11 protein-coding genes are annotated in these 12,381 nt (G+C 44.6%); 2 read left to right on the top strand and 9 right to left on the bottom strand.

Annotated elements, in window-relative coordinates; translation table 11 throughout:
* Positions 1-221 precede the first annotated feature (221 nt).
* The 7 genes from NST31_RS15770 to NST31_RS15740 form a co-directional block, all read right to left on the bottom strand.
* Complete coding sequence (locus NST31_RS15770; protein WP_077111102.1) at positions 222-527, bottom strand: thioredoxin family protein; 306 nt, start codon at positions 525-527, stop codon at positions 222-224.
* Between the two features lie 20 nt (positions 528-547).
* Complete coding sequence (locus NST31_RS15765) at positions 548-922, bottom strand: toprim domain-containing protein (protein ID WP_077111164.1); 375 nt, start codon at positions 920-922, stop codon at positions 548-550.
* A gap of 733 nt (positions 923-1,655) precedes the next feature.
* Positions 1,656-2,039, bottom strand: coding sequence for a glycine cleavage system protein GcvH (gene gcvH, locus NST31_RS15760; RefSeq protein ID WP_077111100.1), 384 nt, complete (start codon positions 2,037-2,039; stop codon positions 1,656-1,658).
* Between the two features lie 71 nt (positions 2,040-2,110).
* On the bottom strand, positions 2,111-2,470 hold the full coding sequence (locus NST31_RS15755; protein WP_077111163.1) for an arsenate reductase family protein: 360 nt from the start codon (positions 2,468-2,470) through the stop codon (positions 2,111-2,113).
* Positions 2,471-2,621: 151 nt separating this feature from the next.
* A complete protein-coding gene (locus NST31_RS15750) occupies positions 2,622-4,406 on the bottom strand; it encodes an acyl-CoA dehydrogenase family protein (RefSeq protein WP_077111098.1) in 1,785 nt (594 codons plus the stop codon).
* Between the two features lie 17 nt (positions 4,407-4,423).
* Positions 4,424-5,602, bottom strand: a complete 1,179-nt coding sequence (locus NST31_RS15745) for an acetyl-CoA C-acetyltransferase (RefSeq protein ID WP_077111096.1) — start codon at positions 5,600-5,602, stop codon at positions 4,424-4,426.
* Positions 5,603-5,638: 36 nt separating this feature from the next.
* A complete protein-coding gene (locus NST31_RS15740; RefSeq protein ID WP_139345604.1) occupies positions 5,639-8,023 on the bottom strand; it encodes a 3-hydroxyacyl-CoA dehydrogenase/enoyl-CoA hydratase family protein in 2,385 nt (794 codons plus the stop codon).
* A 269-nt stretch (positions 8,024-8,292) separates the two neighbouring features.
* Here NST31_RS15740 and NST31_RS15735 point away from each other — a divergent pair, with 269 nt between their 5' ends.
* Positions 8,293-8,568: a hypothetical protein gene (locus tag NST31_RS15735; protein WP_077111092.1), complete on the top strand. Its 276-nt coding sequence runs from the start codon at positions 8,293-8,295 to the stop codon at positions 8,566-8,568.
* Between the two features lie 94 nt (positions 8,569-8,662).
* Positions 8,663-8,941 carry a spore coat protein gene (locus NST31_RS15730; RefSeq protein ID WP_339165578.1) on the top strand — a complete coding sequence of 93 codons (279 nt, stop codon included), beginning with the start codon at positions 8,663-8,665 and terminating at the stop codon, positions 8,939-8,941.
* A gap of 171 nt (positions 8,942-9,112) precedes the next feature.
* On the opposite strand, the gene NST31_RS15725 is transcribed toward NST31_RS15730, so the two are convergent.
* Positions 9,113-10,672, bottom strand: a complete 1,560-nt coding sequence (locus NST31_RS15725) for a multicopper oxidase (RefSeq protein WP_339161915.1) — start codon at positions 10,670-10,672, stop codon at positions 9,113-9,115.
* A gap of 283 nt (positions 10,673-10,955) precedes the next feature.
* Positions 10,956-12,359 (bottom strand): cytosine permease, encoded by a 1,404-nt coding sequence (locus NST31_RS15720; RefSeq protein ID WP_339161913.1) that lies wholly within the window; start codon positions 12,357-12,359, stop codon positions 10,956-10,958.
* Positions 12,360-12,381 lie beyond the last annotated feature (22 nt).

The raw sequence follows: 12,381 nt of genomic DNA, 5'->3' as shown, positions 1-12,381 counted from the left end.
TTCCGCTTCCCGCTTTTTTTCCACTTCCATTCTGGCGGCATGATCATGCCTGTATGTTTCATACCCAATGCCGTGTGCTCCATGTAGAGCTTTTTCCATTACATTCGTGTATTGAATGTCTAGGGAGTTAATAAAAAACCAATCCTTTCATTTATCATTGTTTACAATGATATGTTTTGCCTCTTTTGGAGGCAATTAAACTTTTTGGCTGGGATTTTATTTTAACTGTATTCCTTTAAGATTTCAAGCAAGTATGGAATTGAGCGAAAAGCGTATATTTTTTTGGAGACGCAACCGCGGTTTAACAACAGTAGGCACGGAACACTTTCAATCTTGAAAAGTTCCGCAATATCCGGAAGATAATTCAAGTCGGCTTGATAAATGATCTTGCCTGTCATGTCCTCAATGACATCAAGCATGCGGCCTGCCACTTGGCAGGTTCCGCATAATGGCGTATAAAAGTAAATGATTGCACTTTCTTTTTTTTCGATGGCTTCATGGATGTCTTGTTTTGTCCATTCTTTCATAAGCTGTACATCGTCCTTCTTTAAAGATAATCGGCATAAACATCGATATGTGCCCTAATTAAAATATTAGCGAGGATCTCAGATGGGGTAGTGGCCACTTCCCTGAACTTTCGGTCAATGTATAAATGCCGCGCCTGGGGAAACTCCCGCTTCAACTGTTTACGCAAACTTTCACCGGAGCCATCCGCGTCAACGAGTATGTATACATCCTTTCCCTCAAGTTCTTCTGACAGCTCATCCAGTCTGGACAGCCCGATTGTACCATTTGTACAAATGATCTCCACAGATTCCTTAATGAGTTTCATGATTTTCTTCTTATCTGACAATCCTTCAACAATAATCACTTTCTCCATCGAAACATTCACGTTGCTAACCTCGCTTTCACGAAAAACCATAGTTGCCAAAAGTCGCGGCTGTCTTAGCGCCATAGAAGGAGGCAAGAAAAACGCAAGCGCCTTGCTTTTTGACGCATAGACCAGAGGCAAACCGATTTTGGGCGTCCCGCAGAAAGCTGCCAATGTTGCTGCCTCACGGGAAACACCTTCGATAAAGCTCGAGCAGCTATTTCTTCCTGAATAAAGCAGTACTGTAGAAGTTCAACATGAAGCCTGCCCATCAAGTAACTGGCTTCTTGCCAGACTTGCTCATTTCTTCCATGAGATGATAGCGGCGCAAAAGTTCTTGTTTAAAGGCGAGGCAACACTAAGGTGTCCTGCATATATCATCATTCAAAGACCGATATCTTCGAAGCTTGAGCTTGCACTGTTTCCTTATAAGATCATATGCTGAAAAGCCTTATTTGCGCCCTGGACATTCACCAGCACTGGGGCGCCCTGAACCGCAACTGGCTCGGGCGGTGACTTACTGTCGAGTCGAACGAACTGGGGGCCTTATCCGGCAACTGGATCAGGCGACGAATTACTGCCGGTTCGCTCGCACTGGGAAGTCCTGAACCGCATCTGGATCAGGCGGCAACTTACTGTCAAGTCGAACGAACTGGGAAGTCCTGTACGGCGAAGTCGGGCAAAGCGAGATTATTTCAGATGTTCATGTTCGAACGCATTATAAAACAGGTATTTTTCCGACCTTTTAAAAAACACCTTGGCACTCGTCCAAGGCGCTTTGTATTTATCCTTCGCTTGTCATTTTTTCGTAATCTTCAGCAGACATTAAATTTTCTAACTCGTTGCGGTCAGACAGTTCCACAACGATCATCCAGGCTTTTTCATAAGGAGATTCGTTTACAAATTCCGGATTGTCTTCCAGTTCTTCGTTTACCTCAACAACCTTGCCGCTGACCGGAGCATATAATTCAGATACTGTTTTCACGGATTCAACGCTTCCGAAAGGCTCGTCCGCTGTAATGTCGTCACCCACTTCAGGAAGTTCAACGAAAACAATGTCCCCAAGTTCGGATTGGGCAAAATCGGTAATCCCGATTCTCACCTTCTCCCCTTCTTCTTTTACCCATTCATGCTCTTCAGAATATCTTAGCTCAGCTGGTGTATTCATCCAAATCCCTCCATCTTCACTTTACTGATTTAAATGTACAAAAAGAAAACGTGTAAAGCAAGAAAACATGCTTATTTCAGCCATGTTTCTTCATATTCTTCTTCCTTGAATCCAACAGTGACTTTGCTTCCATCCGTTACAATCGGGCGCTTGATCAACATTCCATCTGACGCTAATAGGTCAAAGAGCTCTTCGTCGGAAGCGCTTTTTACTTTGTCTTTTAATCCGAGCTCACGATACTTTTTTCCGCTCGTGTTAAAAAACTTTTTTACATTCAAGCCGCTTTTTTCATGCAGGCTTTTCAACTCCTCCTTTGACGGAGGACTGTCAACGATGTGTATTTCCTCGAACTCAAGTTGATTTTCTTCCATCCATTTTTTCGCCTTTCGGCAAGTTCCGCATTTTGGATAGGAATACATCGTAAGTGGCATTGAATCACCTTCCTTTTCTTCATGCATACGACAAATAGATTCGCCAATTTTTTCAAAAAACCTTTTTTTAAAAAAATAAAATATACCATAAATATAAAACAAACCATCGTGCGCAGGCAAATGACTGCTTCACGATGGCTTGAAAAAATGGTTACACGATAAAACGTTCCGCCGCGATCAATTCATCGGCCGCTTCGCGTTTTTTGGCGATTACATTAATCGGGTTGTGACGGATCAGCTTGCGGAGAGCAGAGTTCATCATGCGGAACGAATCCCCTTGCTCAAGAGCGGCCAGGCACTCTCTTGCCAAGTGTTCCACCTTAACGATGTAATCCTGGCAAAAGATTTCCGTATACAAATGCTTCTGCTTATTTTTTTCGAGACCATCACGGTCAATCGCTTTTTCCGTCCGAAGTACAGACGATTCCATTGCATAGGCAAAAGAAACGATATCTGCAAGCTTCGCCAATATTTCCTGTTCTTTTTCCAATTGCTGACCATATTTCTGTACGCCAAGGCCGGCGATCATTAAAGCCGCCTTTTTAGCACCCCTTACCAAATGTTTTTCTTTGGCAAGTGGCTCATCACCCGGCTCATCCGGCATGAGCATCATTAGTTCTTCTTGCAGACTCTGAGCTTTGGCAAGAAGCGGCAGTTCCCCTTTAAATGCCTTTCTTATATAAGTGCCAGGCACCAGCAGGCGGTTAATTTCATTTGTTCCCTCAAAGATGCGGTTTATTCTCGAATCCCGATAAGCTCTTTCAATCTCGTATTCCTGCATGTAACCATAGCCGCCGTGAATTTGCACACCTTCGTCGACAACATGATCGAGAACTTCAGTTGCGAACACTTTATTCAGTGAGCATTCTATGGCATACTCAGCGATCGACTTCGCCACTTCCGCTCCGTCGTTGATCTCTTCTTCCGTCAACCTGCTCATCCGCTCTTCAAACAGGCCAACTGTACGGTAGACTGAGCTTTCACAAGCATAAATTTCCGCTCCAAGCGTTCCGAATTTTTCCTTCGTCAAATTAAACTGGGAAATCGGCGTCTTAAATTGCTTGCGTTCATTCGCATATTTCAGCGTCATTTCCAATGCCAGTTTTGATGCGCCAACTGCGCCGACACCAAGCTTGTAACGGCCTATATTTAAAATATTGAACGCAATTTTATGGCCTTTGCCGATTTCACCAAGAACATTTTCGACAGGAACGTGGGCGTCATCCAAAATAAGTGTCCTAGTGGAGGAACTTTTGATGCCCATTTTCTTTTCTTCGGCCCCCGTTGAGACACCAGGAAATTGGCGCTCAACGATAAATGCTGTAAAATGCTCGCCATCCACTTTGGCATACACGATAAACACATCGGCAAATGCCGCGTTTGTGATCCATTGTTTTTCACCATTCAAAACATAGTGAGTCCCGGCGTCATTCAGTTTGGCCGTTGTTTTGGCTCCCAGCGCGTCTGATCCCGAGCCTGGTTCTGTCAGGGCGTAAGCCGCCAACAGCTCGCCCGTGGCTAAAGCGGGCAAGTATTTTCGCTTTTGCTCCTCATTTCCAAACAATACGATCGGCAAGGAACCGATGCCAACATGCGCCCCGTGAGAAATCGAAAAGCCGCCTGCTTTTGACATTTTTTCCGCAATGAGTGCAGAACTGATTTTATCAAGCGCCAGTCCGCCATATTCTTCCGGTACGTCCGCTCCGAGCAAGCCAAGATCTCCTGCTTGTTTTAATAATTTGACTGAGCGGTCAAACTCGTGGTTTTCAAGATGCTCCATGTTTGGCATGACTTCATTCGTGACATAGTCATCCGTCGTTTTCGCAATCATTTTTTGTTCTTCCGTATATTCCTCTGGTGTGAACACTTGATCCGGAGAAATATCTTCTATTAAAAATGCCCCGCCTTTTACCAAATCTTTTGTTTCTTTTTCCATAATAGTAACCTCCCTTTTTAGGATAGTAATTCAAATACTCCCGCGGCGCCCATTCCTCCGCCAATACACATCGTCACAACGCCAAATTCAACATTTCTTCTTTTCATTTCATGGGCAAGGCTCAAAGTGAGTTTTGTGCCCGTACATCCCAACGGATGCCCAAGCGCAATGGCACCGCCGTTGACATTTACGATTTCTTCATTAATCCCTAACTCCCTTACCACCTGAATTGCCTGTGACGCAAATGCTTCATTCAATTCAAACAAACCAATGTCGGATAATTCCAAGCCTGCCAATTCGAGTGCTTTCGGTATGGCTTTTACAGGCCCTACTCCCATAATTTGCGGTGGAACACCCGCCACAGCAAAAGAACGGAATTTTACCAAGGGGGTAAGTCCAAGGGAGTCGGCCTTTGTACGCTCCATGACCATAACAGCTGCCGCCCCATCGCTTGTTTGCGATGAGTTGCCCGCTGTCACCGAGCCGTTGACTGAAAATGCCGGCCGCAGTTTTCCGAGTGCCTCCATGTTGGTATCAGGACGCACACCCTCATCCTTTGTAAACTGGACTTGTTTTTCCTTGAGTTTAAAATCGGGACCAACAGTTCTAACTGCCACATCAACCGGAACGATCTCCTCATCGAATTTCCCTTCAGAAATGGCCTTCGCTGCTTTTTGATGGCTTCTGACGGCAAATGCATCCTGGTCTTCCCGGGTTACGCCAAATTGTTTGGCAACCTCCTCCGCCGTATGGCCCATGCTCATATAGTATTCTGGAGCTGATTCGACAAGCTTGGCATTTAGACGGACAATATGCCCCGTCATCGGTACGAGGCTCATCGACTCCGCGCCGCCGGCAATGATCGTATCGGATGCCCCAAGCATGATTCTTTCCGCCGCATAAGCGATTGACTGCAAGCCTGATGAGCAAAACCGATTGATCGTAATGGCCGGAACATCGTCCGGCAAGCCCGCCAGTCCACTAATGTTTCTGGCCATGTTCAATCCTTGCTCCGCTTCCGGAATCGCACACCCAAAAATGACATCATCAATATTTCCGTCATAATTGCCCGCACGCTTTAGCGTTTCTTTGACCACGAGCGCCCCTAGATCATCCGGACGCACATGGGCAAGTGTCCCCTTTTTCGCTTTTCCCACCGGTGTCCTCGCACCGGCTACGATGACCGCTTCACGCATGATGTTCCTCCTCGCTTTCTATCAATCTATCTATAATTAGTTTCTTAACGGTTTTCCCTTAACGAGCATATGCTGCATGCGCTGTTGTGATTTCGGGTTTGCCACGAGACTGATGAATGCCTCTCTTTCCAGGTCAAGCAAATATTGCTCATCCACTTCAGTTCCATAAGGCACTTTTCCCCCAGCAATGACGTATGCCAGCTTTTTCGCTATTTTCATATCATGCTCCGTTAAATACCCTGAAAGACGCATCGCTTCCGCGCCAAGCAACAGTGTCGCATAGCCTGTTTCGCCCGTAACCGGAACCTTCTCTCGAACAGGCGGCTTGTATCCTTTTTCGTGGAGGTCAAGAACGACCTGTTTCGCATCATGGATCAAATGATCGCCATTGACGGAGATCCCGTCGTCCTTACTTAAAAAGAAGTTTTCTGCTGCTTCTTCTGCGGATGTCGATACTTTCGCCATAGCGATCGTTTCAAACACTTTGTTTGCCACTTTCTGCAAATCGAACTCTATGCCTTCCGGAAAATGTTTTAACGTTCTTATATACAGCTCTTTATTTCCGCCTCCGCCCGGAATCAGGCCAACACCTGTTTCAACAAGACCCATATATGTTTCCAAAGATGCCTGTATACGCGCAGCTGGCAGGCATACTTCCGTGCCTCCGCCCAGCGTCATCCCAAATGGGGCTGCCACAACGGGCTTCTCACTGTATTTAATGTTCATCATCGCCTGCTGGAATTGGCGGATAACGAGATCCACTTCAAAAATATCGTCATCCTGGGCAGCCATCAATATCATCGCTAAGTTGGCGCCGACACAGAAATTTTTTCCTTGATTGCCAATGACAAGTCCTTTAAAGTTCTTCTCCGTTTCTTCGATGGCATGATTGATCATTTGAATAATATCGAAGCCGATCGCGTTATTGGGAGAGTGGAATTCCAGCAAGGCTACTCCATCTCCGATATCTATGAAACTCGCGCCAGTGTTCTTCTTGAGCACTTTTCCTTGTTTTTTCAATTGCCGCAAATCTATGACCTTCGGATTCTGTGTTTCTTCCTTATACTCGCCGCCCATGTAAAATTGCCGTCCTGATTCCGTTTCTTTGTAAAAACGGGACTCTCCGCGGGCGATCATTTGCTTCACCCACTCAGGCACTTTGATATCGTCTTCTTCCATTTTTTGGACGGATTGTTCGACTCCAATGGCGTCCCATATTTCAAACGGCCCAAGCTCCCAGCCAAATCCCCATTTCATGGCCCGGTCAATGGACACAATGTCATCGGCGATTTCACCTAGCAATTCAGCTGAGATGGACAAAACGGGGGCAGTGATGTTCCAAAGCAGTTTCCCTGCTCGATCATCCGAATAAATAAGCGCTTTCAACTTTTTCTTCGTTCCCTTGGCCTGTTTTGCCATTTCCAAAGCAGGGGTTTTTAGCTTTTTTCGCTCTCCATAATCCAATGTTTCCGGATTTAGTTCAAGGATCTCTTTTCCTTTTTTCAAATAAAATCCTTGTCCCGATTTACTTCCCAGCCAGCCGTTTTCAAGCATTTTCATCATGAAACCGGGGACTTTAAATACTTCTTTCTCTTCCCCGTCAACTTGTTCATATACATTATTGGCGACGTGGACAAAAGTATCTAGCCCGACAACATCAAGGGTGCGGAATGTGGCGCTTTTCGGCCTTCCGATGAGCGGTCCGGTTATCGAATCCACTTCCCCGATGCTGTAGCCTCCCTTTAACATTTCCCTGACCGTTACGAGCAACCCGTACGTCCCGATTCGATTGGCAATAAAGTTAGGTGTATCCTTCGCTATGACAACTCCTTTGCCAAGGACATCCTCACTGAATGTTTTCATAAACGCCAATGCTTCCGGATCTGTTTTCTCTGTCGGAATGATTTCCAGCAGCTTTAAATAGCGCGGCGGGTTAAAAAAATGCGTTCCCATGAAATGTTTTTGAAAATCCTCCGATCTCCCTGCGGCCATTGCTTCAACGGAGATGCCCGAAGTGTTGGAGCTGACAAGTGTTCCCGGCTTTCTGTATCGGTCCACCTGTTCAAACACTTGCTTTTTAACGGAAAGATTTTCGACAACGACTTCAATAATCCAGTCTACTTCAGCGAGCTTTTCCAAATCATCCACCAAGTTTCCGGCGGTGATAAGCTTGATGTTCTTTTTACTGGAAAGCGGAGCCGGTTTTTGTTTGAACAGCTTTTTTAAAGATTGTTCCGCGTTTCGGTTCCGTACTGCTTTGTCTTCCAGTGTCAGGCCTTTTTCCCTTTCTTCTGCAGTCAGTTCTTTCGGGACGATGTCCAACAAGATAGTTGGAATGCCCACGTTGGCAAGATGCGCGGCAATGCCGGATCCCATAACACCCGAGCCAAGGACTGCCGCTTTTCGAATGCGAAATGACAATGCAATTCCTCCTCTGCAACTTTTTGAATGAATGCTCATTCATTTTCTTTTTAAAAAAAATGCCTTTAGAAAATGAAGTATGGTTATTTATTAATATATCGAAATTTTCAATGTGAAGCAATCAATTCTATAAAATTTTTTATTTTTCATCTTTTAGAGACTCTTTCCAGCCATTTTTGCCTTTTAAAAAATGGCTTTTCCTCAACATTATGTATAAAAACAATTTTTTCCACAAAGACTAATCCCGACATCATTGAGGAGGGAAATAAATGCATAATGAACAAATGAATCCGCAGCAAGCACAAAATCAGCAGCCGATGATGGAGCAGCCGCCCCATGTTATTACAACGAAAGATTTGGCGTATATCAATGATATGTTGGCGTGGAACTTGCTGGCGATGAAAAAAGCCCATTTCTTTGCACAGCAGTGCCAGGATAGGGACATAAAATCTGAACTGGACCAGTGCGGGCAAATGCATCAACGCCACTACGAATTACTTATGACCCATTTACAAGAAAAACAACAGAACAACCAATTCATGTAAGATGAAGGGAGAAATCATTTTGCAAACAAATCACAACAACCAGACAGGCCGTAAAATCCAGAACCCGGCCACACAAGTGCCGAAGACGCCGCAAATGAATGAAAGAGACTTTACGAATGACATGCTTTCCACGGAAAAATACTTGACAAGAAGTTATGCGGTCGCTCTGCACGAAGCGAGCCATCAACATTTATACGACGATTTGTTGACTATTTTTAATGAAACCCAGCATGCACAAAGAAGACTGTTTGAACTCATGTTCAGAAAGGGCTGGTATGCAATGGATGCTGAAAACGAGCAAAAAATCCAGCAATCATACCAGCAGCACACTGGCTATACGAATCAATTCCCCTATAGCGGCAACATCCAATAAACTTTCAAAATAAAAAAGCGGACCTTTTTATTTGGTCTGCTTTTTTATTTTGAACAGCGTGGGTGCGCATTTTCGATCTCCCAATCCAGGTAAAGTTGGAAAACAAGAACTATGGAACATCTCACCGACTTTGAATGTAATAGCGCCGGCTGATGGAACGAAACTTGCTTTCTAAAACTTTTCAGGCCCATCGACAATCTTCATCGGCCGCATCATATCATAATCCTCATGTTCTAATATATGGCAATGCCACACATAGTCGCCGGTAAATTCCTTAAATGCCATGATAATGCTGGTAACCATACCGGGTGCGGCATTCACCGTGTCTTTCCACCCCCGTTCATACGGCTCCGGCTCCACCTCAGGTCCCGTATATACGATTGATCCGTCCTCTTGAAAACGTTCAAGATCAAACGGCCGCCGATGTAAAATTTTAAAGAAGACAAGATGGATATGCATGGGGTGCGGAAAATCCGTGAGATTGATAAACTTCCAAACTTCTGTACTGCCGCGAACCGGCTTCTCAGTCACCGGGTCATCCCACGTCCGATTATCAAGCAAGAAAACTGGTCGATTGTATTTGTCCGTACTGGCACTTAATGTAAGCAGCCTTATTTTATCAGCTGCATCTTCTACTGGAAATTGTGTGGGCCTCATATATTCGGGAACCTGGCTCGTATCTTTTTTAGAAAGTGGCAAAGTGACATCGAAGCGCATGATCACTCCCATATCTCCTTCAACATTTGTATTTTGCAGGATCATTTTTTTACCTTGAAACTTTGAAAAATCAACAATGATCTCTACCCGCTCAGCCGGCTCCAGCAAAAACGTCTGAAGTTTAACCGGTTTTTCCAGCAACCCTCCATCCGTCGCGATCTGGTAAAACTCCCGTCCGTCCCCCAGCCTCAATGTGTACCCAATCGTATTGGATGCATTTAAAAATCGCAAGCGGTATTTCCTTGGCTCAACCTTCAGACGAGGCCACAGCTTTCCGTTCACTGTAATCGTATTGCCGACAAAAAAGGGAAGAACGGATGGATTCACTGATGCCGGAGGATTTGAATTTTCAGGGTAAAACAGGGAGCCATCCGCATGAAAAGCTTTATCTTGAATCATCAGCGGTATATCGTATTTTCCGTCCGGAAGATTCAGCTGTTTCTCAAAGGGGTCACGAATGAAATAAAAACCGGCAAGCCCCGCATACACATTCAATCTTGTAATACCGATTGCATGGTCATGATACCACAAGGTGGCTCCCGGTTGGGAATTGGGATACTCGTATATTTTTCGTTTGAAAGCAGGGCCTGTTTGCGCAAAATCTCTGGAAAACCAGGCTTCGGGATTTCCATCGCTGTCCGGGGACACATGTGCTCCATGAAGATGGACAACGGTTCGTACTTCGGGATTACCCTCTACACCATGGAGCGTCCGATCCACCGGCAAAAGGTGTTTATCAGGAAGATTATTTCTCCATTTTATATGCACTGGTTTATGTGAATCCGCCTGAATGGTCGGTCCGGCATACTGCCCGTTAAAGCCCCATACCGTTGTGGGCGGAAAAAATGTATGAAAGCGATGTTTAGTTTGCAACATTGTGATTTCGTAATAATCCTTCCCCTCTCTATGATTGGGTTTGGCCGTTACAGGAATGGGCAGATCATCAATGAACTTTGGGATTGTCTCGGGTTTCGAAGGGTCAACAGCAGCCGCTGGTTTATCATGTGTTTTCATTTAAAAGGCACCTCCACTGTTTTTAATGCCATGTTATGCAACACAGCCTTGTTTGGAGCAAGTGCCTGCTTATTCTGGAAATGCTCAGAAAATGGCGAGCGCCCGTTTAGCGAGGTACAAACGGGAGCGTTCCCTCATGAAAATAAGCAAAATTTCTAGCAGCGGGGTTTTAGTCCGCTGTTAAGAAGCAGAAAAAAAAGCTAAGATCGCAAGCACCCCCTTGCGACGCCTTTAGGAGACTGCTGAAAGACACCTTTACCGACAATTACAGCTTTTTTCATGTTCATGTCTCCTCTTGTCTTTTAACATATCCACCCAATTGTTTCGGAATCACAATCATTTTTGTGAAAATATAATGGAGGATTCCACCAAAAATCGTCGCTGGAATGGACGCTGATAAATAGAGAAAAGCCGTAGAATGCTCAAATGTAATCGGATCTAACATAATGAAATAAGCGGCCGTCGAAATCACAAATGCCGCTATTGCGGACCAGTTAAATCCGCCCCAATAGTAATATGGCTTTCCGGAATCGGTGAAATAAAGATTGCGAATATCAAGCTGTCTTTTCCGAAGAATAAAATAATCCACAAAATATATCCCGGAAAGCGGCCCAAAGAAAGTTCCACACACCGCTAGAAATGTATTAAAGCGACTATACACTTCATCTGGGAAAAAGATGAGCGGTACGGTCAATAACAAAAAGTAAAATGTGAGCTTTGACCACTCCATTTTTTCAACCCATTTAATCTGCTTTAAAGCCATAGATGTTGAAAAAACAAGCGAGGTAATTGACGTAATATTGGCGAATGCAATAAATATAAGGACGATCATACCAAGCACCGCTCCCCCAAGCGGGATCATCCACTCTGTAGGATCACTCGTTCCAAGAGCAAGCCCTGCCATCAAACCGACAATTTGCCCAAATACCGCGAAAAAGTTTAATCCAATCAAATTCGGCCAAAAGCCGGCACGCTGTGTTTTACAAAGTCTTGAAAGCCCTCCCATGATAGGCCACCATGAAAGCCCAGCAGCAAGGTTTAATTCAAAGGCGATCATATAATTCCACCAGCGGTCGGGAGCGGGATTAGAAGGTTTGAAGGAAAAAATTTCAGCAACCGAATATTTGCTTAATAATATGCCCAGCATAATAAGAAGGATCAAAACTAAGCCAGGGGCAACAATTCGATTAAGCCACTTAATAGAAACAGGTCCTTTAGCGACAATGAGCCAACTTATGACAATCGCTATAAATGCAAAAATAATAACTGGCATCACCGATGTAGATGATATATTGGTCACTTCTCCAAGAATATTACTGGAAGCGCGGCCAAACATAATCGCCAAAACGGCGCACCAGCCGAACTCGATCAAAACCATCACCGCCAGAGTCAATTTAACTCCTTGAATGCCAAACACACTTCGAAAAGAAACATATTGATCGATCCCATATTTAGTCGACGGCAAAGTCGTAACCAGTGCCATAATCATTACTGCAAGAGTATTACCCGCAAGTGAAGCGGCAATTCCCATTTTTAAATCGACAAATTCCGACAGTGTGCCGCCAATTAAAAATCCCCAAGTGGCAATAGCCAGTCCAATATTCACCATCGAAAAATCAAAGCCATTCCATACCCTTTCCTTAGGCAAAACGGGTAAAAGACCAAATGCACTATCGTTTTTATTCATCACTAATTCCCCTTTTTATAGT

The organism is Siminovitchia sp. FSL W7-1587 (assembly GCF_037963795.1).
Classification (GTDB): Bacteria; Bacillota; Bacilli; order Bacillales; family Bacillaceae_C; genus Siminovitchia; species Siminovitchia thermophila.
The sequence above is the reverse complement of the archived record's forward strand: the minus strand, read 5'-3'. Positions and strand labels throughout refer to the sequence as shown.